We start from the raw sequence: 24921 nt of genomic DNA, 5'->3' as shown, positions 1-24921 counted from the left end.
AGGTTGGATCTGGAGACGCCTAATGTTCTTGCTACGGCACTCATTGGGTATCGTCCTCGGGATTGCTCCACGACAGCAACGGCGAGGTCCGTTTTTTTGGGCGCGCGAGATCAAGGGCTTCCTTGAGTGTGTTTCGGCGTGCAAAATTGACCCCGTTATGGGGGTAATCGGCGTCTAATTTTGACCCCTTGGATTTGTTGATCAGACTGCCTGTTTTGGATTTGACGGGCGGTTGGGGGATGAAGGGCGTGGATACGATTGCACGGGTTCGTCGGGCATATTTCGTGCAAGGCAAGTCCATCAAGCAGATCGAGCGGGAGCTGCATGTTGCGCGCAACACGGTGCGCAAGATCATCCGGTCGGGTGAGACGCACTTTTCCTATGAACGAGAGAAGCAGCCGTTGCCGCGGATCGGTCCGTGGCAGGCTGAGTTGAACCGACTGCTGCTAGCCAACGAGGGGAAGGCCGCACGCGAGCGGCTGACGCTGATCCGGGTGTTCGAGGAACTGGCGGGCCTCGGCTACGAGGGTAGCTATGATGCGGTCCGGCGTTATGCCCGGAGCTGGAGCCAGGATCGCTCGGCCAATGTGGCTTCGGCGTTTGTGCCGCTGAGCTTTGCGCCTGGAGAAGCCTACCAGTTCGACTGGAGCCACGAGATCGTGCTGCTCAATGGCACGACGGTGACGATCAAGGTCGCCCATGTGCGGCTGTGCCATAGCCGGATGATGTTCGTTAGGGCCTGTCCGCGCGAGACCCAGGAGATGGTGTTCGACGCTCATGATCGGGCGTTTGCCTTCTTCAAGGGTGCCTGCACGCGCGGCATCTACGACAACATGAAGACGGCGGTCGAGACCATTTTCGTGGGCAAGGAGCGGGCCTACAATCGGCGCTTCCTGCAGATGTGCGGCCATCATCTGGTTGACCCCGTCGCCTGCACGCCAGCCTCGGGTTGGGAGAAGGGTCAGGTCGAGAACCAGGTCGGCCTGGTGCGGGAGCGCTTCTTTACGCCGCGTCTTCGGTTCCGGAGCTATGACGAGCTTAATGCCTGGCTGCTGGACAAGACCATTGCCTATGCCCGGGCACACCGGCATCCCGAGTTCCGCGACCGAACCATCTGGGAGGTGTTCGAATCCGAGCGGCCTGGTGACCTATGCCGGTGCCTTCGACGGCTTCCATGCTGTGACCGCCTCGGTCAGCAAGACCTGCCTGGTGCGGTTCGACAACAACAGATACTCGGTGGCAGCTCATGCTGTTGGCCGGCCGGTCGAGATCCGGGCCTATGCCGACCGCATCGAGTTGCGCCAGGATGGCCTCGTGGTGGGCGAGCATGCCCGCTCCTTCGGGCGTGACCAGACCATCTACGATCCCTGGCATTACGTCCCGGTACTGGCGCGCAAGCCGGGTGCCTGGCGCAATGGCGCGCCCTTCAAGGACTGGGTGCTGCCGGCCAGTATCGAGAAGATCCGGCGCCGGCTGCGCTCTGCAGACGATGGCGACCGGCAGATGGTGAGCATCCTCACCGCCGTGCTCAGCGATGGCCTGCCGGCGGTCGAGACCGCTTGTGCCGAAGCGGTGCGCGAGGGGGTCTGTTCCGCCGATATCGTGCTCAACATCCTGGCCCGGCAACGCGAACCCCGCAGCCCGGTCACCATCCTGAACACCCCACAGGCCCTTACGCTCCGCATCGAGCCGACGGCCGATTGTTCCCGCTATGACAGCCTGAGGAGGGCAATATGATGGAACGCTCCGAGATCCTGGCCACGATGAACGCGCTCAAGCTCTATGGCATGAAGAGTGCCTATGACGAGATCATCGCCACGGCCATAAAGCGTGAACATCAGCCCGAACGGATCGTCTCGGACCTGCTCACCTCCGAGATCGCCGAGAAGCAGGCGCGGTCCATCAAATACCAGATGACCATTGCCAAGCTGCCCCTGGCCAAGGACGTCGATGACTTCGTGTTCGACGATACCGGTATCAATGAGACCCTGGTGCGCGACCTGGCCGCCGGCAACTTCCTGACGACACAGCGCAACATCGTGCTGGTCGGGGGTACCGGAACAGGCAAGACCCATCTGGCCATCGCCATTGCTCGGGCCTGTATCCGCAATGGTGCGCGGGGCCGCTTCTTCAACGTCCTCGATCTGGTCAACAGGCTCGAGACCGAGACCCGGGCTGGCAAGCAAGGCCGCCTGGCCGAGTATATGGGCCGCAAGGACTTCATCATCCTCGATGAACTGGGCTATCTGCCCTTCGCCCAGTCAGGCGGCCAGTTGCTCTTCCATCTGGTCAGCCGCCTCTATGAGCAGACCTCGGTCATCGTCACCACCAATCTCACCTTCGGGGAATGGCCCTCAGTCTTCGGCGACGCCAAGATGACCACGGCGCTGCTCGACCGACTGACGCACCACTGCGATATCGTCGAGACCGGCAACGACAGCTGGCGCTTCAAGAACCGAGCCTGACCATCTCGCCTCGCGGGCCGAACGCCTGCGCAACCCTGACCAGCTCCGACGTCCGGCCCGCCCCCACAAAGATCACCAGGGGGTCAATATTGGATGCCGATAGGGGGTCAACGTTCCGTGCCGATTGACAGCCATTTAGCTGTCGTGTTAGACTCAACACATCACGCACACATATCCAAATAGCGCTGCCTGGCCTGCTGATCGCGTCGAGCGCCGCCTCGTCTCAGAGCTGCTCCCGTATGCACGAAATGCTCGGACCCACTCATCGGCGCAGGTCGCCAAGATTGCTGCCGCCAGCGAGGAGGGGGGCTGGACCAATCCGGTTCTGGTGGATGAGGGCGGCAGTATCATCGCTGGACATGGTCGGGTGCTGGCGGCCAAGAAGCTCGGGCTCACGGAAATTCCGGTGATGGTCGCATCCGGTTGGACCGAAGCGCAACGGCGCGCCTACGTGCTGGCCGACAATCGCCTGGCGCTTGATGCGAGCTGGGACGAAGACTTGCTCCGAAGCGAACTGGCGGACTTAGGTGAACTTGGTTTCGACCTGCCGCTGACTGGGTTCTCAGACGCAGAGCTTGGCAAGTTGATCCCGCGCGTAGAGGGAGGGTGATGCCGACCACATCCCGGCTGTACCTGTTGAGCCTGTCACCCGTGCTGGCGATCTGTGGATCCTGGGTGATCATCGCATCATCTGCGGCGACAGCACTGAACCAAACACCGTCGATCAGCTTCTTGATGGTGCCAAACCACACTTGATGGCGAACGGATCCTCCGTATGGCGTGGAGTACGATCCGGAGTGGCGCAACCGGGCAGGGGTGTCCACCACAGAGCGTCTGGGCAAAGTATAGAACGATCATCGGGCAGACTGGCGGGAAGCCTGGGCCTTGTTCCCGGGTGAAGTCGCCTATGTCTGGCATGCCGGCATCTACGCCACCATAGTAGCGGAGAGCCTGCTTGCCTCAGGGTTCACCCTGCGCTCACAGATCATCTGGGCCAAGCCGCGTCTGGTGCTCAGCAGCGGGCACTACCATTGTCAGCATGAACCCTGCTGATATGCAGTGCGCGAAGGCGGCCAGGGGCACTGGCAAGGGGCACGGGATCAGACGACCATTTGAGCCATAGATGGTGCTGGTGAGGACTTGGACACCAGCCATTCCACGCAGAAGCCGGTGGAGTGCATGCGGCGGCCAATGCAGAACAACAGCAAGCCTGGCGATGCAGTGTACGAGCCGTTCAATGGATCAGGTACCACCATCATTGCTGCGGAGCTGGAGAACCGCCGCTGCTATGCCGCAGAGCTGTCACCTGAGTATGTCGATGTGACCGTACTGCGCTGGCAGGCATTCACGGGCCGAGAAGCAAAGCTCAGCACCGGTCAGACCTTTGCCCAAGTCGCTGAAGGGCGTGGTGTAGAAACGGATGAGAGAGAGGCATGACAACCCGGGGCCGTCCATCCTATGAACCCACGGATAAGGAGCGTCGAGTGGTCGAGATGATGGCCGACTGGTCGATACCAGAGGAACGTGTCGCCAAGGTACTCGGCATTATCCCAAGACCTTGCGCAAGCAAATTGCCAAGGAGCTAGAGGTGGGTCATGCCAAGCTCGAGGCGCAGTTGGCGCAAAACTTGCTCCCGATTGCACGAGGTCATGACCGGCAGTCGCTCATCGCGACCATCTTCGCCCTGAAGTCACGCTTTGGCTGGGTAGAGGAGCTGCCCCCCGCTCGCGAGCAGCCGTTGGGCAAAAAAGAAGCGATGCTCGAGACAGCACAACGAGCGGTCAGCGGCAGTTCTAAGTTCGCACCACCTTGGCCGCCACCGTACTATCGTCACGGCAGAGCGTCTGACGAGGAAACGAACTAGCGCATCGGACGGCCCACGCGGCTTCGAAATGCCATCGTTTCGACAAGGAGCAGGACTTTGCCGTCGCAGAAGCTGGTTGATCGACTTAGTGCCGGTCGACCCGCAGATGTACCCTGATCGGCTAACAAGTCGGAGGGAAGCGCTGTTTGAGTTCTGTTACCTCAGCCGCGGTCAATGGGCGGTAGTCTTGTTCGCGCAGTAGTAAGAAGATTCTTGCCGTTTCTTCTAGCTCTTCGGCAGCGTAAACTGCGTCCTCCAGAGATGCTCCAGCAACCACAGACCCATGGTTAGCGAGCAGCACTGCATGATGCCGGGCTGCCAATTCTCGCACAGCATTTGCGAGCTTCGGATCTCCTGGCGGGAAGTACGGAACCAGCGGCAGCTTGCCAACCCGCATAACGTGATAGGCCGTCAAGGGTGGCAGAACGTTGCTGTGATCCAGTCCACAAAGGCAGCTCACGGCGACCGAATGAGTGGAATGAAGATGCACAATCGCCTTTGTACGCGGTCGCTCGCTGTACATGGCCATGTGCAGGAACGCTTCTTTGGTGGGCGCATCACCCGAAACATGGTGCCCAGCTTCATCCAACCGCGAAATGCGCGCGGGATCTATGGCCCCCATTGAAGACCCGGTTGGGGTCATCAACCAGCCATCATCGAGCCGAACGCTGATATTGCCAGTGGAGCCAAAGGTCAGGCCTCGTTGATAGATTGAACGCGCGAACCACGCGATTTGCTCGCGCTCTCGTGTATCGGTCATGGCAATAGGTCCAACGCATGCTCGAAAAACATGGGGCCTCCGAAATTTCCGCTCTTGAGGGACAGGGCCACAGGGCGTTCACCAATGGACTGTGTCCAAGGAACACCCGGCGCAATCAGCTGCCCTATTCGCAGCGCCTTGACGTCAAGGGCGGAAACCACAGCGCCAGATGTTTCGCCGCCGGCCACCACAAAGCGGCCAACACCCTGCTGGCGAAGGCCAAGGGCGATGTCGCTGATGGCCTGTTCCATCAGCGCGCCTGCGCGTTCACGACCATAGCGCGCTTGAGCTGCGGCAACAGCTTCGGGGTCTGCCGAACCATAGATCACTATAGGTGATTGTTCCGGCTGGGCTACCGCCCATTCTAGCGCGCTAGAGGCGACACTTTCACCGCGAGCAATGGCGTCGATGTCAAGTCGGTACGACGGCCAGAGGTCATGGGCACGTTGCAGCTGTTGGCGAGTAGCCTGGGAACAGCTGCCCGCAAGTATCGCCGCGCGTCCGGTTCCAGAGACGGTCTGGGGTGCAGCGTCGGATCGCAGCTTCCCGGCACGACGGAAATTGGCGGGCAACCCCATTGCGATGGCTGAACCGCCGGTTATGAGGGGATGATCATGAATGGCTTGGCCGAGCCCACGGAGGTCTTGGTCGGAGATGGCGTCAGTCACGGCATACCCGAACCCCGTATCACGTAAGCGTTCAAATTCCGCGCGAATAGCGGCAACGTCCTTGCCAACAATATCGTAGCGAACGAGGCCGACCTGATGCACCGATTGAGCCGCCATCAGAGCGACCAGATTGGAGCGACGCATGGGCGTTAGTGGGTGATCCTTCATCGGCGAGTCTTGCAATAATTGATCGCCGACAAACAAATGCCCTCGGAAGACCGTCCGCCCATTCGCCGGAAAAGCCGGGCAAACCACCGCGAGGTTTGAGCCAAGCGCTCGGCCAAGCGCATCCGCCACTGGCCCGATATTGCCTGCATCCGTTGAGTCAAAGGTCGAGCAGTACTTGAACAGAATCTGCTCCGCGCCGGCTGAGCGCAACGCCGAAAGCGATGCTAAAGATTCCTCCACGGCATCCTTTACTGGCGCCGTGCGTGTCTTGAGCGCAACGACGACCGCTGCAGCATCTCCTGCCAGCGAGATTGTTTCCGGGTTGGGTACGCCAATGAGCTGCACGACGGGCATGCCCTCGCGCGCAATGATGCTAGCAAGATCAGTCGCGCCTGTGAAATCGTCGGCGATAGCTCCCAAGAGCATGGTAGATCTCTCCCGCTTCAACTGGCGATCTGGGCGCCGGCTAAGAACATGTTTTCGAAAGCCAGCCAGCATGGTGTCTCATGTGCACGCCGGGCGTCTTTGCTAGATCGGCTGGTTCAAGCTGCGGTCACGCACCCGTCACCTCCTTGAGCCGCGAGAAGAATGCCCGTTTATGCGGCGTGTTGATCCCCCAGTTGATCGGCACAGTTTGAAACCCACTCAGCTCATCGAAGGAGTTTTCGCGCTCGCGTTCAAGCCAGTCGCACTTGGTCTGGGTTTCCCCACAGCCATAGCCTTGGTCGTAGTAACCCCAGCTGACACCGGCGTTCAGCGCAGCCTCGAAGCTGGCTACGTCAACACTGTCCTCGTTGCAGCAGATTGGACGCGGGTTGGCTGATATGTCCTCGTCGTTCTTGAACCCTACCAGTTCACGATAGAATTCATCGGCGTAGCTGTCGTTGCCGTGTGGCATGAGGAAATCACAGTACTTGTGCCATTCACCGTTTGGTTTGTGCTTCACGGGGTGGATCGATGTGCTGATAAGGAGCCGGCGTCCGTTCAGCGTCGTCGAGCGTGCCACATCCAAGAGTTCGTGAATGCGGCGTGACGACAGGATGTCTCGCTTCTGCTGGATCTCATTCTTGACATCGACCAGAATGTTGCGGTGCCCGGATTGGAGTAGCCAAGCCGTCAGGTTCTCCACCGCGGCGCGAACAGCGTTGTCATTATCGAAGCGCTGCTGCTTCCAATAAAAATAGTTGACGAAAACAACCATCCCTTGTTCGTCAGCGGCTTTGAGAATTTTAGCCAACCGATCAAGGTAGGGTTGCTTCAACGATCCATCCGGCCGAAAGGCGGTGTTGATGTAGTTCTCGAAAACCTCGGGGTAGTACATCGCGCCACCACCCTGCATACCAACGGTTACCCCCAGGAGGCCGTGTGCGCGATAGACGGGCAACATGTCGCAGAAGTCCTGCGTGTTCCGGTCTGGATCCCATACGCCGGTATCGGGATAGGACCAGTTGCGTCGGGTCGCCGGATTTTCGTCGTCGAATACCGCCTGGATCATGCGGCTATTCAGGAGCAGGCCCTCGATACGGCGCCCTTGGTGCTCTCGGCCCTGATAAGTCAGCTCGCCGTTGATCCGCCAATCGGTGCCGTCGATTTCAACTGTCGTGCTCAAAAACTCTTCCTATGGAGGATCTAGGTTCTGCGAAATTCGGCCACCGGTTCCAACGTGGCGTCAGAATGCGAAACGATATTCGGTTGTTTGTCGGTATGTCTGGTTAGCGGTGAGAATGGCGGACGGGAAGTGAGCGTGGTTCGGACTGTCCGGCCAATTTTGTGCTTCAAGGCACAGGCCGTGACCAGGGCCATAAAGTCGTCCATCTAGTCCTCTTTTACCGGGTTGTAGCTTGTAGCCGTCATAGAGATGCAAGCCAGCCTGAGTGGTCCAGACTTCCATCACGGGGCCGTCAGGCATGGATAAGCAAGCCGCAAAGGCCGGGCGATCGCGTGTTGAGGGGGCAAGGCAGTAGGTGTTGTTGAATCCTGGCGTTGGGCGATCATGACCGATCGGACGTTCGGCACGAAAATCGTATGGCGTGTTGGCGACCACAGCAATCTCGCCCGTTGGAATGAGGTCAGGCCTGGCAGGAAGATAGGTTTCGGCGGCAATCTCGAGACGATGGTCTGCAATATCGCCTCGGCCGGAGAAGTCGAAGTAGGGGTGGTGGCAAAGGTTCACTACCGTTTCCCTGTCGGCCTTTGCCTCGAACTCCAACCGGAGAGTTGCGTCGCCCGTAACACTATACCGGGCAGTCATCGCACAATTGCCCGGGTAGCCCTCGTGTCCATGGGGGCTCAGCAGGCTGAACGTGATGCTGCTTGGCGTTACCTCAGCCACGTGCCAGTCTTGTCGCGCAGTGCCCGTCGGGCCACCATGCAAATGATGCTCGCCCCCATTGCGCGGCAGGGTGAGAACGCTCTCCAATAGTTGCACGTGTCCCTTGGCTATGCGGTTGGCGTGACGCCCGATGACCGCGCCGGCATAATGGTCGCTATTCCGATAATCGTCGATGGTCTCGAAGCCGAGAACAAGCGAATAGGGCCATCGGGCGAGACGTAGATCCGTGAGGATTGCACCGTAGGATGTTAATCGAGCAGAGAGCTGTTCATTGCTGATGACGTAGCTGTCCATGGTTCACAGGCGCTTGCCTGTCGCCTTGCTGAAGAGATGTACGTGGAGAGGATCGATAGAAAGCATGATCCGCTCGCCAGGATTGACGTCTAGGCGCGCGCGGAAGAGTGCCAAGAATGCATGTCCTGCCGTGGTGACGTTAAGCAGGGTTTCCGTGCCAGTAGGCTCCACAACAATCACTTCGGCTTCCAGCGTCGATACTGAGTTGGGTCCGGCAATTGACAAGTGCTCGGGGCGGAATCCAAGCACCACTTCTTCGCCCGGCTTCGCCGGTGAAGCTTGGCTAAGGGGCAGGGCAAAGCCGCCGCTTACGAAGGTCGGCGCCCCATTGACCTCTTCGATCTGCCCTTCGAGCATGTTCATGGAGGGGGATCCGATGAAACGAGCTACGAAAAGGTTGGCTGGACGATCAAAGAGCTCCAGCGGAGCCCCCATCTGTTCAACGTTCCCGTCATGCATCACAACGATCCGGTCTGCCATTGTCATGGCCTCGACCTGGTCATGGGTCACATAAACAGTGGTGGTCTTGAGCCGCTGGTGCAGTGCCTTGATCTCGGATCGCATCTGCACTCGCAACTGGGCATCAAGGTTTGACAGCGGTTCGTCGAACAAGAACACCGCCGGATCGCGAACAATAGCGCGCCCCATGGCAACACGCTGGCGCTGCCCGCCAGAAAGTTGTGCCGGCTTGCGGAACAGAAGAGGGCGAAGTCCCAAGATGTCGGCGGCCTCACTGACTTTTTGTTCGATCTCGGCCTTGCTGCGGCCCGCAATCTTAAGGGAGAAGCCCATGTTCTCCGCTACGCTCATATGTGGGTAGAGCGCGTAGCTTTGGAACACCATGGCGATGTCCCGCTTCTTGGGTGGCAGGTCATTGACGACCATGTTGCCGATGGCGATGTCCCCTGACGTAATAGACTCCAGGCCTGCAATCATTCGCAGCAAAGTGGACTTTCCGCAGCCCGAAGGTCCGACAAGGATGACAAACTCGCCGTCGGGGATGTCGATGGACACACCGTGCAGAACTTCAAGTGACCCGTATGCTTTGCGGGCCTCGCGGATTTCAATGGAAGCCATGTTGTCGATCCTTGTCGGAGTAAGTGGGGTTAGCCCGCAGAGCCGGTGATCTCGGCTACCCGATTGAAGAACGCTTCTTTCTCGGGCGTAGAAATCCCCCAGTTCACCGGAGGTGATTGGAAGCCATCACGATAGTTGTTCTTGCCCTGGTCGTAGTAGCCCCACGGCACGTAATGGGGGAACGCCGCATCCATGTTGGCAACCAGCGTGGAATCTTCGTTGATGCAAATGGGCCGTGGGTTGTCGGTAAACAACTTGCTGGCCTTGATGGAGCGAATGACCTTGTCGATGCCGTCGGGATCAAGTCCATTGCCGTGGAACAGGATGAAGTCGCATGCTGCGAGCAGCTCTGTGACCTTGGTGCGACCAATGCGCTCGACAAGTTCGTTGCTGACAGGGTCACCATTTCCGCGGCGTTCTGGGAGGGGAACGCCTGCCTCCTGCCTGTAGGGCCAATTGGTAGTGCTGGCGGCTACCAGCAAGCGGCGGCCGTCCCGCTGCCTGGTCTTCACCAGGTTGACGAGTTCGTGCACACGAGAAGGCGTTAGAATTTCGTGTTCATAGAGCGGCACATCGCATTCGTTGTTGATCTCGACCATGACATTCTCGAGACCTGTGTCGAGCAGCCAGTCAGTGGCATTCTCGACGCCGCGGATGATCGCGGCCTCGTCGGCCATGTTCTCGTCCTGACCGAAATAATAATAACCCAACATGACGACGATCCTCTGGTCGTCGCATGCGCGTAGTACCTTCTCCAGCCGTTCAAGATACTTTGGCTTGAGGTCGCCCTGCGGCGTGAAGGCCGAGTTGATCCATGGCTGGGTCATCTCTGTGCCGGTGATCGGCATGCCACCTTGCAGATTCAGCGTAACAGCGCGGATGCCCTTGGCGTAGTAAGTCGGCAGTGCGGCGATAAACTCTTCCACGTTGCGATCCGCATCCCACCGCCCGGTGTCGGGATAGGCCCACTGCTGGATAGATTCGCTGTTCTCGTCGTCGAAAATTGCCTGTACCATGCGGGTGTTGAACAACAAACCCTCCACAGGCTTGCCCTGGAAAGTACGCCCTTTGTAGGTGGGCTCTCCGTTGATCAAGAACTTCTCGCCCGCGATGGTGACGCGCGTCTTGGACATCTCACACTCCCTTGTTGTTGTTTGAATTAATCATTGGGTGACGCACGGCCAGCTCTTTGGCCGCTGCTACACTTTGTTCGAGCCACGCCAGTTCCATTGCCTTGGTTGCAGCAAAGTCCCCTTGCCAAGGCAGCCAATGCTCAAGAATGGTGTTCACCTGCCGGCTGTGGCGTTCAAGTGCGTCGAACACGGTCGCCGGATCGAAGCGGCCCTGGCCAAGAGGGGTACCCACAAAGCTGCCGCCCACCCCGTGCGGATCAAGGGCAATGCGAAAGTCCTTGAGGTGCAAATTGACCGCAAATGGCGCGAGCAGGTCGATGGTGGTTAGAGGCCATTCCTGGCACGCTATGGAGTTAGCGACGTCCAAGCAGACGCCCAGAGTGTCGTTCGCAACGCTGGCAATGATATGAACCAAGCGCGGTGAGGGGAGATGGAAGTGGTTCTCGACCGCCAGGGTGACGCCTGCCGAACGGCATTCGTCCAGGAGGCGAGTGAACATCACTGCTATGGCGTCGTCCGATGCTGCCGACTCCTCAGCCGTCGGGGCGATACGCAGTAGCGAAACATCGAGCCTACGCGCGAGCTCCAAGTATTGACGCACAAGAGCCGGATCGCAGCCTGTCATTCCAAGTTCAAGAGTGATGCCGAGATCGCGAGATTGGCCCGCCAGGTCTTCGATTTCACGCTTGCCCAGTGTGTGAAGCGGCAAATTGTCTGCGAACTGCACAAGCTTAACGCCAAGCCTTGCCGCATGATCAAGGATATCGGCAGCCGAAATTGGTTGCTCGGGAACGCGATCCTTGATGCCGACGTGCCAGCGAAACGCGTAGCTACCGATCCCTAGCATCAGAGCAGTGCCCCGATGAGCTTGTTGAATGCACGGGCCGGGACGCCTTCGTCCTTGAGAGCGCTTAGTTCGTCGAAGCCGATCTTCTGGATCAGCTTGCCGATGTTTTCCATGATCTCGAAGGTGGCGGCGACAGCTTCCGCATTGTCGCCTGACCGTGTGAAAACGTCATAGGCAAACCAGCCATCCCACCCGAGCTTTTCAACATAGTAAAGCGTTTCGAGCGTTTCCCAGAAATTGACTGAGCCGGGGAGCATGTCCCAGTCTGCACCGCGATCGTTGTCATTGAAGTGAACATAGAAGAGCCGTCCGGCTGCGTGGGCGATGCACAGTTCGGCCGCTGGCGTCTCGCCAGCGATGAGGGCATGTCCGACGTCCATGGTAACGCCGAGATTGGGGGCGCCAACAACATCGCAGAAATGGAGCGTTCGACCCATGTTAGGGAGGACTATGCGGTTTCGAACTTCATAGGCCTTGTATTCAATGCTGATCTTGACGTCCGAACGGTAGGCGGTCGCTTCACGGAAGCACTCGGTAAGCCATTCCCACTGCTTGGCGTAGTCGACCTGAAACGCGTAGTCCCAGCCATCAATCAAGGGGCAGACCGACAGCATGTTAGCGCCCAGGTCCGCGGCCATGTCCATCCCGGACTTGAGGTACTCGACTGATCGTTGCCGGACAGCTGCGTCAGGATTGGTGAATGAGCCGTTCCGGAAGATGTCCTCGCCTTTGACGTTCACGTTCACGGCCGAGACAGCGAAACCGGATTTTTTAACGAGACCAACGTTTTCGCCCTTGTGGCCGAGATCTTGCGGATAAACGGGTTCTACGCCGTCCGTTCGAGCAATCGTGCGGGCAACATCCAAGCGCTCAGCTAAGCTGCGGGGCTTTTGATATTCATGGAACCGGTCGGCATATCGTCCGAGAGTGCCGAGCAGGATGGAATTGCGGAAGGCCATTGAAAAGAATCCTCGTGTGAAAGCAAGCAATCAGGTCTTGACTGAGCCAGCCGTGAGGCCGCCCACCAGCCAGCGCTGGACAAAGACGAAGACGACGAGAGCAGGGACAGTTGCCACGACGCACGCGGCCATGAAGGCATTGACATATTGGACGCCACCACCCTCCTGGGCGAAGTCGCCGATGCCGACCTGAATGGTCTTCATCTCACCCTGGTTGAGCAGCAGGCTGGCCCAAAGGAAGTCATTCCAGGCGTTAAGGAATGTGAAGATCGCGACGGCGGCAATGCCAGGCAGGCAGACTGGTAATATGACCCGCCAGAAGGCTTCAAAGTAGCCGCACCCGTCAATGAGGGCTGCTTCTTCAAGTTCGGGTGGCGCAGCGGATTCGAAGTAGCCACGCAACATGAGCACAGCAAAGGGCAGGGAGAAGCCTACGTAGGCGAGGATCAAGCCAACATAGCTGTTCAGCAATCCCATGTTCTGGATGAAGAAATAGATCGGGAACACGCGGGTGATTGCTGGGATGAGGTTGGTCAGCAGGATCAAGCCGAGGATGATGGTCGCGCCTGGGAAACGGAACCGAGCAAGCACGTAGGCGGCGGAGCAGGCGATGATGGTTGAGATGCCCGCGGCCGTCACAGAAACGAACAAGGAGTTCAGCACGTACCGCCACATCGGGATCAGCCGGTTGGCATTGGTGTAGGGGTGCGCGGTTGTTTCGGTTGGAAACCAGATCGGTGGTAGAACGCGGATTTCCTGGTTCGGCTGGAAGGAAGTCTTCAGCATCCAATAAACTGGCAGCAGGATGTAAAAGAGCAGTGCGATGGTGATCGCGATCACCAGGACGCGAGTGAACACATCACTCTTGTTGGCGAAGCTCAGTCGCTGAAAAAAGCCAGGTCGGCTGAGAGCGTTGGGTACGGCAATGGTCATCACGCGACCCTTTTCAGTTGGGAGCGCAGATAAAAAATCGAGATGAAGCCGGTCATGATGAAGATCATGCCACTCGCAGCAGAGGCGAGATCAAAGCGGTAGAAGGAAAAGGCCTGCTGGTATGAGTAGACGGCCATGATGTTGGTCAGGTTCTGTGGCCCACCGCCCGTCATGATGTAGTTGATCTCGAACGATCCCAATCCACCAATCACGAGCAAGGTTATGAGGATGGCCAAGACGGGGCGCAGCATCGGCAAGGTGACGTACCAGAACTTTTGCCAAAGGCTTGCGCCATCTACCTCGGCGGCTTCGTAGAGGCTGCGAGGGATCGACTGCAGGGCGGCAAGCAGAAAGATGACAGCGAAGGGCAGGCCATTCCAAACGCGCACTGCGACGATGGACATCATCGGGATGCTGAACGGCCCCCAAGTGGCGGAGTCCGTCAGCCAGCGAATATTGCTCGTGATAAGGCCGGCATCTTGCAGCAGGAAATTGATAGGGCTGCGATCAGTGTTTAGGAGCCACATCCAGATCGCGGAAGCGACCGCCGGGGGCACAAACCATGGTACGCAGACGAGCATGCGCATTGCCGTCCGGCCGCGATAGTTGGCGTTTAGAACCTGCGAGAGTAGAAGCCCAAAGCCGAGCGTAGCTGCAACCGCCAAGATGGTGAAGATGATGGTGTTGAACAGGGTTTGTACAAAACGCGGGTCCGAGAACACTTCGACATAATTGTCGAGCCCAACAAACGGCGTTCCAAATTGATTGATCCGCAGCAAATCGTATTCAACAAAGCTCATCCATAGCGAGAAGAGCATCGGGTAAATGCCCAACGCGGTGGTGATAAGCATGGCTGGCGCCACCATAAGGTAGCAAAAGAGGTACTTCTGTCTTGTCATGTCGCACCGATCAGGAAAGCGGTCGAAAGCGGCTGGGAGAGAAGTTCTCCCAGCCTTGCACCGAAGCTCAGCTGGCGTTGGCGCGGTCGAGTTCGGTTTGCATCCGAGCTTGTGCTTCGGTCACGGCCGCATCGATGTCTCCCCCACCAATCACGGTGTTGTAGACCAGGTCGTAGAGCACGGCCCCCGGCTCAGGCGAAGCGATGGCGTTCCACACCGCGCTTGGATGCTGCGAGGTGTGACCATAGTTGAGCGTTTCGGCCATGACTGCTTGCCAAGGCTTTTGGGTCCAGAGTTCCGAGGTCATGACCGACCGGCGCGGGCTGGCGGCACCGGTTACCTCGCTGATGCGCTCCATATTTTCTGGAGTGGACAGGAACTTGATCCAGTCGATGCAAGCGTCGACGTCCTTAGAGCCATAGAGAACGCCCCAATAACCAGCTCCCGAAAACGAGTCCCGTTCGCCCGTTGGTCCCGCCGGGTTGATCTCCAGCGCCCAAGTACCTTCTAGCTCGGGATAGTCACGGTCGAACTGTGAAGGCCAGGAATTATTCGTGCTCCCGACAATCGCCACCGTCCCAGACGTGAAGTCAGCGAGAGGATCGGCACTTTTCTCGAAGATCTCAGGTGAAGTGATTTTGTGTACGTGGACGAGGTCCTGCATGAACTTGAGCGTCGTGCGCATGGCATCATTGTCGATCGTTGCCGTGCGACCGTCCTCGGTCATCATCGCGCCGCCGGCTTGCCAATAGTATGGCATGAGGGTCTGGCCCGGATTGTTGTTGGCGCCGAGGGCAAAGCCCCACCGTGTGACATTCCCGTTTGCGTCGCGCTGGGTCAGCTTGAGGCCCTGCTCGACAATTTGCTCCCAATTGTCAGGGGGCGCATCGATGCCTGCCTCTTGCAAGAAGTCGGTACGGTACATCATAGGGCGAATGTCTACCCGCCATGGAATTCCGTAGAACTCGCCATTGCGGTGGACGTCGACAAGCGCGCCTTCGTAGAAGTCCTCCTCTAAGGTTGGCCACTGATCCTTGTACTGGGTGATTGGCATGGGACCGAACCGTCCGGCGCCGATGCCTGAAAAGGAGTGTAACCAGTACATGTCTGCACAGTCCGGCGCCGCGCCACCTTGTGCAACGGTCAACCAAGTATTGAACGCGACTGACCAGTTGATAACCTCAACCGAGACATTGATCCCGGATTGCTCGCGGAATTCCGACGTCAGGGTGTCGAACATATCCTGGTAGGCGAGGAGGTCACCCTGGGGTTGAGTCCAGAACGTAATGTCCTGCGCGTAGCCGCCCATGGCAGTGGTCGTGGTCAGCGCTGTTGCTAGAGCAAGGCTTGCTGCGCGGCGTGCGAGCAAGCGGAAAGGTGTCTTGGTAGTGTCGGCGGGTCGATGTGTCATAGTCTCCTCCCTTTTGGAAATCTGACAGTGCAGTTGGCTAGACGGCTTTATTCTCCGCACGAGCGCGCATGAGTGCGATCGTCTTTCGAATGTGAGTGAGCATTGCCTGCTCAGCTTTGTCGGCGTCCCGGGCTTCGAGCGCCTCAATTATTTCGATATGCTCCTGCAGTGTTTCAGCAGGGGGACGCAGCAGGCCTTGTGCCAGCGAAAGGCGCAACACGTCGCGCACGGCGTCGAGCTGACGCGTCAGGAAATCATTGCTCAGAAGCGTTGTTAGATAGTGGTGGAACTCCCGATCGGCCTCACGGTATGCGGACCAATCCTTGCTGTTGGGCTCTGGCATTGCGCTGGTGATCAATGAGCGAAGGTAAAGAGTGTGGCGCTGCTCAATTATTGACGCAACAAGCCGGCACGTGAGCCCCTCGAGAACCGCGCGCACTTCGAACAAGTCCGCGACCCTCTCAGGGCCAAACGACACCACTGTCGCTTCCCCACGCGGAGAGATCGTCACAAAGCCATCCCGCTCTAGACCGGCGATTGCGCTGCGCAGCGGAGTTCGGCTTACGCCCAATCGTTGGGCGAGTTCTTCCTGAACGAGCTTCTGGCCAGCGGCGATCTCCCCCTTCAAGATCAGGTCTCGTAGGGCTTTGTACCCATATTCTTCAAGCGTTTGAGCGCCCGTCGCAGACATATCGCAGTCTCCAATGCTTGGCTCTAGATCGCTTAAGAAGCATTTCCAGGCAGCAGCGTATACAGTGTATACAGTGGATACACAACTTGCGTCAATCGAGTTGCGGAACATTGGGCTGGCACTCACACAATGAGCTACATCCCGAACTATGCATGCATTAATTAATGCGTCAATGTGCTTCTATGGGTTGCAAAGCGCAAAAAACACGGCCAATCTCGTGTAGGGCTGCCGTCGAACGTTGCAGGAGTCGATTGACGCGCCCTAGGAGCGGCTGGATAACGCTGCAACTACGTATACGTTGTGAAGAGGGTGTTATGGGGGCAGGAACAGAGATCGTCTTGCTGGATCCAGCAAGGCTAAGTCGTATCGGCAACGGCTTGCGCCGGCCTGAATGTGTACTGTCGCACCGCTCTGGCTACCTCTTCTGTTCCGATTGGCGCGATAGCGGCGGGGTGTCCGTAATCAGTCCGGCTGGTGAGGTACGGCGACTCGCTATTGCTGACCGTCAGCTAGAATTGCGGCCGAACGGGATTGCCTTGGAACCGGATGGTTCTTTTATTTTGGCTCACTTGGGTACGACCGAGGGTGGCGCCTTTAGGCTCTATCCTGATGGATCCGTCGAGCCAGTGCTGACTTCGGTGGAAGACCTTCCGTTACCACCCAGCAATTTCCCGATCCGTGATGCCCATGGGCGCCTCTGGCTAACAGTCTCGACTCGTAAGTCACCTAGGTCGGACGACTATCGATCCTCTGCCAGTAGCGGCTTTATCGTCGTCCTGGATAAGAACGGGCCTCGTGTTGCCGCCGACAAACTCGGCTACACCAACGAGATCGCCTTTTCCGCAGACGGCCGGCACCTGTTCGTCAATGAAACATTCGCACGTCGACTAACCCGCTTCGATGTGGCGGCAGATGGCGAACTCAGCAATGCAACGCTGGTCTGGCAATTCAGCACCGGTGATTATCCGGACGGCCTCGTTCTTGACGAGCAAGGCGGCTTTTGGATCACGAGCATAGTTTCCAACCGCGTTATCCGGGTTTCCCCTGATGGCAGTTCCGCCGATCGGATCTTAGAAGACGCTGATCCAGGACACCTAGCTTGGACGGAAGCTGCCTACGTCTCGGGTAGCATGGGCCGTCCTCATTTAGACCAGCAGCCTGCGCCAACCCTGCGGAACATCTCTTCGCTCGCTTTTGGCGGACCTGAGCTCAAAACAGCCTATCTCGGCTGTCTACTCGGTCAAGAGCTGTTTGCTTTTACGTCGCCTTACGCTGGCCTGAGGCCGCTGCACTTCGATTTCGACATTTCCCCTATCCTGCAAGCTCTGGATTTCTGATGCCTAACATCCCATCCTTCAACATTGCTGTTCTCCCCGGAGATGGCATCGGAGCCGAGGTTATCTCACCTTGCCTCAGCGTGCTACAAGAGGCCATCGATAGGGCAGGTGGCGGGTTCGAGTTAACGTTCAACGAACTGCCTGCTGGTGCAGGTGAATATCAGCGCAACGGGGTTGCATTGCCCCAAGAAACAATGAGTGCTTGCCGGGAAGCCGATGCGATCTTGCTGGGTGCCATGGGTTGGCCTGAGGTGCGTTATCCGGATGGTACGGAGATAGCACCGCAGCTGGATCTACGAACCGAGCTCAAGCTTTTCGCCGGTGTGCGTCCGGCTCGCCTATTGCCAAGAATCAGCCCCGTCTTAGCCGATCCGCGCGCAGCAGCACTTGACTTCGTCATCATTCGCGAAAGTATCGAGGGTCTGTTTGCCTTGCGCGATGAAGGTGTTGTTACCGCGGACCGCGAGGCGCGGGACACAATGGTGATAACAAGAGATGTATGCGAGCCGCTATTTGACTTCTCATTTGATTATACAAGAAAGCGGGTTCAACGCGGCGGTAGCAATCGGCTGACCTGTGTTGACAAGGCTAATGTCTTCGCCAGCATGGCGTTCTTTCGAAAGATCTTCGATGAGCGGCATGAGGTTAACAGTGACGTGCAGGCTGACCATGCTTACGTTGATGCCACCGCGCTCAACCTGGTCCGCAGGCCCTGGGACTTCGACGTGATCGTCACTGAAAACATGTTTGGTGACATCTTGTCTGATTTGGCCGCCGGATTGATTGGCGGAATGGGTTTTGCACCATCGGCCGATATCGGCCTCGACCACGCTGTTTTCCAGCCCTGCCATGGATCAGCGCCGGACATCGCGGGCAAGGGGATGGCGAATCCAACCGCCACATTCTTGTCTGGCGCTATGATGTTGGAATGGCTGGCTGATAGACACAATTGTGCCCCGGCGAACAGTGCCGCCCAGATCCTCCGCAATGCTGTAGATGATGCATTCCGATCTGGTATCCGCCCGTTTGAGGTTGGTGGTCGAGATGGCACCGAGGCAGTCGCCTTGGCAGTTGCTGACGCGATCGGCGCGACTGCGAAGAGCGCCTAGCCGTGCTCAAGCTTTGTACTTTGGGCGCTGGGTACTTCAGTCAGTTCCACTACCGAGCTTGGCAGAGGATCAACGAGGTGCAACTGGTCGGTATATGCGACCGTGACGCGAACGCAGCGAACCGGGTTGGAGCAGGATTTCCATCGTCACGGACCTATGTCGAGCTCGAGGCGATGCTCGACACAGAACAACCCGATGTACTGGATGTCATTGTCCCGCCATCAGGGCATCTTCCGGCTATCCGGGCAGCTGCCGCTCGCGGCATTCATGTAATCTGCCAGAAGCCGTTCTGTGGAGCGCTAGCTGATGCGGAAGTAGCTGCAACGGTGGCGGCGCAGGCAAACATCACCTTGATCGTTCATGAGAACTTCCGCTTTCAACCTTGGTACAGCAAGCTGCACCAAATCCTTTCTAGCGGCGTGCTCGGCGAAGTCTACGGCGCCACATTTCGGCTCAGGCCAGGAGATGGGCAAGGAGATGAGGCCTATCTCGCGCGTCAACCCTATTTCAGGGACATGCCTCGCTTCATGGTTCACGAGACAGGCATACACTACGTGGATGTTTTTCGGTACCTGTTTGGGGAAGTGAAAGCTGTGACTGCCCGCCTCCGACGCATCAATCCAGTCATCGCTGGGGAAGACGCTGGGCTTGTTGTCTTGGAGATGATGGATGGCATAACAGCGGTGTTGGACGCTAACAGGCTTGCTGATCATCCGGCCAGCAACCGTCGGCGAACTTTGGGTGAGATGCTCGTCGAGACTGAGGCGGGAGCTGTCGCAATCACTGGCAACGGCGAGATATATCTCCGCAAGCACGGCGAGAATCTTGCCGAGCAAATCGATTATGAATGGCAAGATGTAGATTTCGGCGGAGATTGCGTCTATCGCACGCAAGTGGCTGCTATAAGGGCGTTGCTGGGGCAGGGCCCCCTGGTCAACACGGCAGCACAATATTTGGCAAACCTGTGCGTTGAAGAGGCGATTTATGAGTCCCACGAGCAGGGTCGAAGAATTGCCCTCAACTGATCAAACGTCATTGTCGGCTGATCGAGCTAATCAGGCCGACATCGCATATAACGCTCTCAAGCGGCTAATATTGGACGGAGCACTGCCGGCAGGCGCGCAGATGCTTGAGCAAGAGGCCGCGGTCCGTCTGAACATGAGCCGTACACCAGTACGAGAGGCAATGGTTCGACTGCGGCAGGAGGGGATGGTTGAGATCCGGCCTCGACACGGCATGCGTGTGCTGCCAGTGTCAGCACGCGATATGGCAGACATCTACGATGTTTTAACAGCGCTGGAGGGAATCGCAGCCGAAACCATTGCGAGGAACGGTGTCGCTGCCCGTCCTTTGGCTGCACTACGTTCCGCAGTTGCTGACATGGGCAAAGCGTTGGAAGCAGGTGACCTCAACCGATGGGCTGAGGCTGACGAGCACTTCCACTCTCAACTCGTGCAACTCAGCGGCAATTCCCGCCTGATCCAAATGGTAGCTCAACTTTGGGATCAAGCGCACCGCGCCCGCATGTTGACCTTGAAGTTGCGGCCTACCCCTACCAATTCAGTGACTGAGCACGCTGCACTAGTCGACGCCATCGCCAGTGGTGATCCTGTGGAGGCGCGCCGGATCCACGAAGATCATCGACGGCGCGCCGGTAAGATGCTTGTCGAACTATTGGAGCGCTTAGGCCTCACTCAGCTCTGAGCCGGTAGCGTCGAACATTTTTGCTCAAGATCAAGCCTGAAGTTCTCGCATCAAAGGATTTGTAGTGGGCTGACGCCAGGTGGGCTGAGAACGCGGCTTCATCGTCGTAGATCTCGTACAAAAAGATCCGGTTTGCGTCAGAAATGTCCACGCAAACATCGAACAGCCGGCATCCTGGTTCCTCTCTTAAGGAAGCCGCGGCGTTTTCGGCCATCAGCTTCATAAAGAGTGCTCGATCGCCGCCGATGACCAGGTCAACGGCGACGACCAACTTCTCATTTACCGCATTAGGCACCGGTAACTTCTTTCAGCAACTTGAAGAATGCCTTCTTGCGCACGCTGCTGATTGTCCAATCTACGGGAAGTGACTGGAACCCGTCTTCATACCGCTCACGGTTCATTCGGTAGTCGAAATAGCCCCATGAAACATCCTCACCAATCGCAGCCACAAAATTGTTGTCTGGCTTGTCGAAGTCAAAGTGATCATCTTCGTTGATCATAACAGGCATGGGCCGGTGATACTCCTGCGCCCTGTTCGCGCGTATCATTAATCGAACGCTGTCCGGATGATGCGTTCCGTTCCCGTGGAGCAGCAAGAAATCGGCGCTCGACATAATCTTTTGGTTGACAGGTTTTGGATGAGCTAGGCTCGTAGACACCATCAGCCGCTTGCTTGGCGTGTTGAACTTTCCGGCTGAATGCTCCTGCGCTAGCTTTATCAACTCATCCCCACGCGCGGCTTCAATATTGGGTTGAGCAAACGGGAGATCGACCTCATTGCCAATTTCAAGAAGTACATTGCGAGCGTCGTGTTCTGCGAGCCAATCGACGATGTTGATCACCGCCTTCCGTACCGCCTCCTCGCTAGTAAAGATGCGCGTCTGCTTCCAGTAGAAAAGCCCAAGAATTACTACCATGCCGAGCCGATCGCACTCATCGATCACTTGCTTGAGGCGGTCCAGCCAGGGCCGCTTGAGACTTCCATCGCCATTGAAGCCTGTAAGTACCCAGGGCTGGACCACACTGTAGCCCTGCGGGCTACCTGCCTGCATGTTAATCCCAATAGCGTCGAGGCCATGCGCGCGATAATCCTTCAGCGCAGACAGGAACTCACGGAGGTTGCGTTCAGCGCTAAACTCCTCACCGTCTGGATACATCCAAACTCCGCGGGTGCTCGGATTTTCGTCGTCTGACAAAGCCTGCACCATCCGCGAATTAAACAGGTGGCCCTCGATGGAGTGCCCATTCCACTCTCTGGATGCGTGAGTGGGCGAGCCATTAATCAGGAACTTAGTTCCCTCGATAGAGACGACAGTTCTGGTCACGACGATTCCCCTACTGAATGCAACAACGTATACGTTAAGGGATTTGACGAGTCTAGAATAGCCTAATTACCGCTGAGGCTAACTAGAACGACGTGAACATCACACCGGCGTCTAAAACAGTCACGAGCAGCTACCGGCTAGAAAAGTGTTGGAAGGTGGAGAATGTTGGATTTCAGTTCCTCTTTCTCCGCCACTCACTTAGCAGCGAACATTCTCAGAGCCGTAGGGCAGGGGTTTGAACCCCAGCTCTCGCGGGCCTTTGCGGCTGGACTTGGTGACTGCCGAAGGCGCGGTGACCTCAGGCTTCCTGCGGATCGATGCTTTCGACCGCCCGTTCCATGATGGCCACTTCGGTCTTCGCTTGACTGTAGCCGCCGGCTTGCCGGCGGACGACTACAAACCCGTCCTGTGCCAAATCAGCAGCAAGAGTGCCGAGGGATCGCTCGTCTTCAACAATCGAAGCACGGCCAGAGCGAAACGTGATCTTGTAAAGGTTCATGGTGTGCCTCGGTGTGCGTGGCCAGCAGCAGACGGCGTCTGCGCTTTGCCCGATGTTGGCTTCAAAGAAAAGCGCCCGCCTCGTGTGGAAACAAGGGGGCGCAGAATGCATGGGACGGAGGCCCTTAGGTTTGAATACGCCCGCTGGACGATATCCGCAATCATCCGCTCGGGGACTGGTTAACCCGTAAGCTGCTCGGTCCAGTTACCCCCGTGATCCAATTATGCCCTGTATGGACGATCGTGATCAGAACAACAGTGGGCGTCCATCGGTGACCAGCATGCGCATCGGCCACGCTGCCAACGTTGCCATGCACAATCCGGCTCCATAGGCGTGCAGCGCTCGCCAAGCCATCGGGCTCGGAGAAGTTGGGCAGCGGCGAGCCAGGCGAAATTCACGGGACTGGGGGCGAATTTGCTGTGCACCAAGCATGCAGCAGCGGCATGCGTCCTACTCTTGTGGAGGCTCCGAGCGCCGTGGATGCCCAGGGAACATTTCATGAAAATCTTTGCTGCCGCCGTGATCATCCTGTTCCTTGCTGGCCTTGGCTCCTCCCTGCGTGCTGCCGACAGCGAGCACGACGCCTGTATGGCAGAAAGCGGCGGCGTGACAGTCGCCATGCTGGACTGCATCGGCACAGCTATTGATCGCGTGCAAGCCGAATTGGACACCATGCTCGGGCAACACCGCCCGCAGCTGACGCCCGAACAAGCAAGCGCCGTGAAGGCGGCACAGCACGATTGGCAGGTCTATCGGCAATCGAGTTGCGACACCGAAGCGAAGCTGTGGGGCGACGGCAGCTTTACGGCTGTGGTACATTCTGATTGCTGGCTGGAACTGACCCGCGAGCGGCTAGAATGGCTGCAGATTGTGTTGGCCGATGGGGACCAGGGTGTTTGATGTCGCAACCAGGTGCAGGAACTGAAAGATTAGACCAGACGACACGGCAGGCAGAGCGAACGCCGGCAAGTGGGCTGCAGCGCAAGGAGATCGAGGCCCTTCTGCGCGTGGCGGAGCCGCGTCGCATACAGGCCCTGTCCGCCAGCCTCAATCTGGCGGGCGGCACTTTCCTTGTCCTGCTTGGACATCTGGAAGGGATGGTTCTCCCGCCAGTTGTCGCGGCGCTCGGCGCTTGGGGCGTGTGGCGGCTGGCTCAACGGCTCTGGCGCGATCTTGCTATTGCCGTATTGGCGCCGGCGATTGGCGAACGGTGGGGACAAGTCGGTTTTGCCAGCGGCTGGGGCGCGGTCGAGATCGATAAATGGCTCGGTGACCTGTTCAGCGACAAAGGCATGCGTGTCGTCGCGTGGCAGAGCCATGGCCGTTATCGCGAGATCGGTTATCGCTTGACCGAGTCCACGATCTGGCGGCGGGGCCAGTCAGGACAGCGCATCACCCATGTCATGCAGGTGGAGATCGCAGTCCCACGATCATTTTCTGGATATTTGCACTTGATGCCCCAGGCAGGCTTTGCCAGCAAGGTGGACAATCTGCTTCGGCAGGTGACGGGCAGTTCGGAGCAAAGGCAGCAGATCGATCCTGAGTTCGATGCTGTCTTCGACACCATTGCCAGCCAGAATGCCTCTATCGACACCTTGCTGACGCCTGAGTTTCGTCGCGCCATGCTGGCCCTGGCTGCGCGCCATCCGCAAACATATCTGACCGCGCGCTTTGAACATGGCTGGTTTAGCCTACGCTTGCCTATTCCCCATCTGGTCTTTGCCGGGACCAGCCTTATCAGGCCGCTACCCGACATGGCGGACGATGCGGATGCTCTTTGGTGGGATCTGACCGTACCGCACCGGTTGATTGATGCGTTGGCAGGCAATCACGACGGCGCTTTGCGCTAAGGCACCTCGCCTGTTGTTCGCGATCGACGACCATCTCTTTGTCGCAGGCGGGGGATCGTGATTGGGCTAGGGCGGCAAATACCGAGACACATAAACTCGTCTCTCCACCAACAACAGCGCCCAATCGCGCGTCTCACCTGAAAAGACAACTCAAGGGAGTAGAACCATGCGCCTTACTGCCGCCGCTGCCATCTTGCTGATGGCCAGTGTTCCCGTCCTTACTCAAGGCGTCGAGCCGCTACGGAATTCTCTAGCGAAATTGCCGGGTACGGTGCTGAACACCCCCGCTGCGATCCAGTTCAGCTTCGTGGACATGGCGGCGCTCCATGAGTTGGCCGGCGCCGAGGGGCTCAACCGGACCGTGCTGGCGCGCGCTATGGTCGGCGGCATGGTCCCGCCCTATAATACGCTGCAGACGCACGCCGCCGACGCCTGGAACGAGAAGTCATTTGTTGACCCTAAGGACCTGCGCTACCTTGCAGGCTTCGGCGACGCTCCCACGTTCCAGGCCTTGTTCGATGCCTACCTTCGCCGTGACTTCACAGTCGTGCAGATCGGCAGGGCGTCGTGACCGCGGGCGGCGCGTTCTGGCGGTC

The 24921-nt window shown here is 58.0% G+C and carries 26 protein-coding genes and 3 pseudogenes; 13 read left to right on the top strand and 16 right to left on the bottom strand.

Annotation, left to right across the window (positions count from 1 at the left end; genetic code table 11):
• Positions 1 to 127: pseudogene (locus DDE77_RS19895) on the bottom strand (IS3 family transposase); the annotation flags it as partial.
• Positions 128 to 239: 112 nt separating this feature from the next.
• Between DDE77_RS19895 and istA the strand changes: the two are divergent.
• From istA to DDE77_RS19880, 5 genes and pseudogenes are all read left to right on the top strand, one after another.
• Positions 240 to 1737: pseudogene (istA, locus tag DDE77_RS11160) on the top strand (IS21 family transposase).
• Positions 1737 to 2465: an IS21-like element helper ATPase IstB gene (gene istB, locus DDE77_RS11155; protein ID WP_108397535.1), complete on the top strand. Its 729-nt coding sequence runs from the start codon at positions 1737 to 1739 to the stop codon at positions 2463 to 2465. The pseudogene istA and the gene istB overlap by 1 nt, the downstream one beginning before the upstream one ends.
• Before the next feature lie 160 nt (positions 2466 to 2625).
• On the top strand, positions 2626 to 3075 hold the full coding sequence (locus DDE77_RS20290) for a ParB/Srx family N-terminal domain-containing protein (RefSeq protein WP_483863847.1): 450 nt from the start codon (positions 2626 to 2628) through the stop codon (positions 3073 to 3075).
• A 275-nt stretch (positions 3076 to 3350) separates the two neighbouring features.
• Positions 3351 to 3518: a hypothetical protein gene (locus DDE77_RS19885; protein ID WP_245895168.1), complete on the top strand. Its 168-nt coding sequence runs from the start codon at positions 3351 to 3353 to the stop codon at positions 3516 to 3518.
• A 138-nt stretch (positions 3519 to 3656) separates the two neighbouring features.
• Complete coding sequence (locus tag DDE77_RS19880) at positions 3657 to 3902, top strand: DNA methyltransferase (RefSeq protein WP_245895167.1); 246 nt, start codon at positions 3657 to 3659, stop codon at positions 3900 to 3902.
• A 548-nt stretch (positions 3903 to 4450) separates the two neighbouring features.
• Here DDE77_RS19880 and otnC read toward each other — a convergent pair.
• From otnC to DDE77_RS11085, 12 genes are all read right to left on the bottom strand, one after another.
• Complete coding sequence (otnC, locus tag DDE77_RS11140; protein WP_108397534.1) at positions 4451 to 5089, bottom strand: 3-oxo-tetronate 4-phosphate decarboxylase; 639 nt, start codon at positions 5087 to 5089, stop codon at positions 4451 to 4453.
• The gene (otnK, locus tag DDE77_RS11135; protein WP_108397533.1) at positions 5086 to 6351 is read right to left on the bottom strand and encodes a 3-oxo-tetronate kinase; all 1266 of its coding nucleotides are present in this window, start codon (positions 6349 to 6351) and stop codon (positions 5086 to 5088) included. The genes otnC and otnK overlap by 4 nt, the downstream gene beginning before the upstream one ends.
• Positions 6352 to 6478: 127 nt before the next feature.
• Positions 6479 to 7534 carry a hypothetical protein gene (locus DDE77_RS11130; RefSeq protein ID WP_108397532.1) on the bottom strand — a complete coding sequence of 352 codons (1056 nt, stop codon included), beginning with the start codon at positions 7532 to 7534 and terminating at the stop codon, positions 6479 to 6481.
• Between the two features lie 60 nt (positions 7535 to 7594).
• Positions 7595 to 8551, bottom strand: a complete 957-nt coding sequence (locus DDE77_RS11125) for an aldose epimerase family protein (protein ID WP_108397531.1) — start codon at positions 8549 to 8551, stop codon at positions 7595 to 7597.
• A gap of 3 nt (positions 8552 to 8554) precedes the next feature.
• The gene (locus DDE77_RS11120) at positions 8555 to 9628 is read right to left on the bottom strand and encodes an ABC transporter ATP-binding protein (protein WP_108397530.1); all 1074 of its coding nucleotides are present in this window, start codon (positions 9626 to 9628) and stop codon (positions 8555 to 8557) included.
• Positions 9629 to 9657: 29 nt separating this feature from the next.
• Positions 9658 to 10761, bottom strand: a complete 1104-nt coding sequence (locus DDE77_RS11115; RefSeq protein WP_108397529.1) for a hypothetical protein — start codon at positions 10759 to 10761, stop codon at positions 9658 to 9660.
• A gap of 1 nt (position 10762) precedes the next feature.
• Positions 10763 to 11608 (bottom strand): sugar phosphate isomerase/epimerase family protein, encoded by an 846-nt coding sequence (locus DDE77_RS11110; RefSeq protein ID WP_108397528.1) that lies wholly within the window; start codon positions 11606 to 11608, stop codon positions 10763 to 10765.
• Complete coding sequence (locus tag DDE77_RS11105) at positions 11608 to 12567, bottom strand: sugar phosphate isomerase/epimerase family protein (protein WP_108397527.1); 960 nt, start codon at positions 12565 to 12567, stop codon at positions 11608 to 11610. The genes DDE77_RS11110 and DDE77_RS11105 overlap by 1 nt, the downstream gene beginning before the upstream one ends.
• A gap of 30 nt (positions 12568 to 12597) precedes the next feature.
• Entirely contained in the window at positions 12598 to 13500 is a 903-nt protein-coding gene (locus DDE77_RS11100) for a carbohydrate ABC transporter permease (RefSeq protein ID WP_108397526.1), read from the bottom strand.
• A complete protein-coding gene (locus DDE77_RS11095) occupies positions 13500 to 14351 on the bottom strand; it encodes a carbohydrate ABC transporter permease (RefSeq protein WP_210204373.1) in 852 nt (283 codons plus the stop codon). Before DDE77_RS11095 ends, DDE77_RS11100 begins: the two co-directional genes overlap by 1 nt.
• A 115-nt stretch (positions 14352 to 14466) precedes the next feature.
• Positions 14467 to 15810, bottom strand: coding sequence for an extracellular solute-binding protein (locus tag DDE77_RS11090; protein ID WP_108397524.1), 1344 nt, complete (start codon positions 15808 to 15810; stop codon positions 14467 to 14469).
• A 37-nt stretch (positions 15811 to 15847) separates the two neighbouring features.
• Positions 15848 to 16501, bottom strand: coding sequence for a GntR family transcriptional regulator (locus DDE77_RS11085; protein WP_170116506.1), 654 nt, complete (start codon positions 16499 to 16501; stop codon positions 15848 to 15850).
• Between the two features lie 338 nt (positions 16502 to 16839).
• On the opposite strand from DDE77_RS11085, the gene DDE77_RS11080 reads away from it, so the two are divergent.
• The 5 genes and pseudogenes from DDE77_RS11080 (at position 16840) to DDE77_RS19870 (ending at position 20651) form a co-directional block, all read left to right on the top strand.
• Complete coding sequence (locus tag DDE77_RS11080) at positions 16840 to 17838, top strand: SMP-30/gluconolactonase/LRE family protein (protein WP_157959785.1); 999 nt, start codon at positions 16840 to 16842, stop codon at positions 17836 to 17838.
• On the top strand, positions 17838 to 18947 hold the full coding sequence (locus DDE77_RS11075; protein ID WP_108397521.1) for an isocitrate/isopropylmalate dehydrogenase family protein: 1110 nt from the start codon (positions 17838 to 17840) through the stop codon (positions 18945 to 18947). Before DDE77_RS11080 ends, DDE77_RS11075 begins: the two co-directional genes overlap by 1 nt.
• 2 nt (positions 18948 to 18949) lie before the next feature.
• Positions 18950 to 19972, top strand: a complete 1023-nt coding sequence (locus tag DDE77_RS11070; RefSeq protein WP_108397520.1) for a Gfo/Idh/MocA family protein — start codon at positions 18950 to 18952, stop codon at positions 19970 to 19972.
• A pseudogene (locus DDE77_RS20075) lies at positions 19932 to 20180 on the top strand (GntR family transcriptional regulator); the annotation flags it as partial. The gene DDE77_RS11070 and the pseudogene DDE77_RS20075, both read left to right, overlap by 41 nt.
• 33 nt (positions 20181 to 20213) lie before the next feature.
• Entirely contained in the window at positions 20214 to 20651 is a 438-nt protein-coding gene (locus tag DDE77_RS19870) for a GntR family transcriptional regulator (RefSeq protein ID WP_245895176.1), read from the top strand.
• Here DDE77_RS19870 and DDE77_RS11060 read toward each other — a convergent pair.
• The 3 genes from DDE77_RS11060 to DDE77_RS11050 form a co-directional block, all read right to left on the bottom strand.
• On the bottom strand, positions 20638 to 20946 hold the full coding sequence (locus tag DDE77_RS11060) for a putative quinol monooxygenase (protein ID WP_245895165.1): 309 nt from the start codon (positions 20944 to 20946) through the stop codon (positions 20638 to 20640). The genes DDE77_RS19870 and DDE77_RS11060 overlap by 14 nt on opposite strands.
• Positions 20939 to 21976, bottom strand: a complete 1038-nt coding sequence (locus DDE77_RS11055) for a hypothetical protein (protein WP_108397518.1) — start codon at positions 21974 to 21976, stop codon at positions 20939 to 20941. Before DDE77_RS11055 ends, DDE77_RS11060 begins: the two co-directional genes overlap by 8 nt.
• Positions 21977 to 22274: 298 nt before the next feature.
• Positions 22275 to 22475 carry a hypothetical protein gene (locus DDE77_RS11050; RefSeq protein WP_108397517.1) on the bottom strand — a complete coding sequence of 67 codons (201 nt, stop codon included), beginning with the start codon at positions 22473 to 22475 and terminating at the stop codon, positions 22275 to 22277.
• 498 nt (positions 22476 to 22973) lie between these two features.
• On the opposite strand from DDE77_RS11050, the gene DDE77_RS11045 reads away from it, so the two are divergent.
• The 3 genes from DDE77_RS11045 (at position 22974) to DDE77_RS11035 (ending at position 24896) form a co-directional block, all read left to right on the top strand.
• Complete coding sequence (locus DDE77_RS11045) at positions 22974 to 23375, top strand: lysozyme inhibitor LprI family protein (RefSeq protein ID WP_157959784.1); 402 nt, start codon at positions 22974 to 22976, stop codon at positions 23373 to 23375.
• Entirely contained in the window at positions 23375 to 24325 is a 951-nt protein-coding gene (locus DDE77_RS11040; RefSeq protein ID WP_108397515.1) for a DUF3137 domain-containing protein, read from the top strand. The genes DDE77_RS11045 and DDE77_RS11040 overlap by 1 nt, the downstream gene beginning before the upstream one ends.
• A gap of 166 nt (positions 24326 to 24491) precedes the next feature.
• A complete protein-coding gene (locus tag DDE77_RS11035) occupies positions 24492 to 24896 on the top strand; it encodes a hypothetical protein (RefSeq protein ID WP_108397514.1) in 405 nt (134 codons plus the stop codon).
• The last annotated feature ends 25 nt before the right edge of the window (positions 24897 to 24921 follow it).

It is taken from the genome of Devosia submarina, assembly GCF_003056345.1.
Taxonomy (GTDB): domain Bacteria; phylum Pseudomonadota; class Alphaproteobacteria; order Rhizobiales; family Devosiaceae; genus Devosia; species Devosia submarina.
Note: the sequence above shows the minus strand (reverse complement) of the source record. Positions and strands in the feature narration are given on the sequence as shown.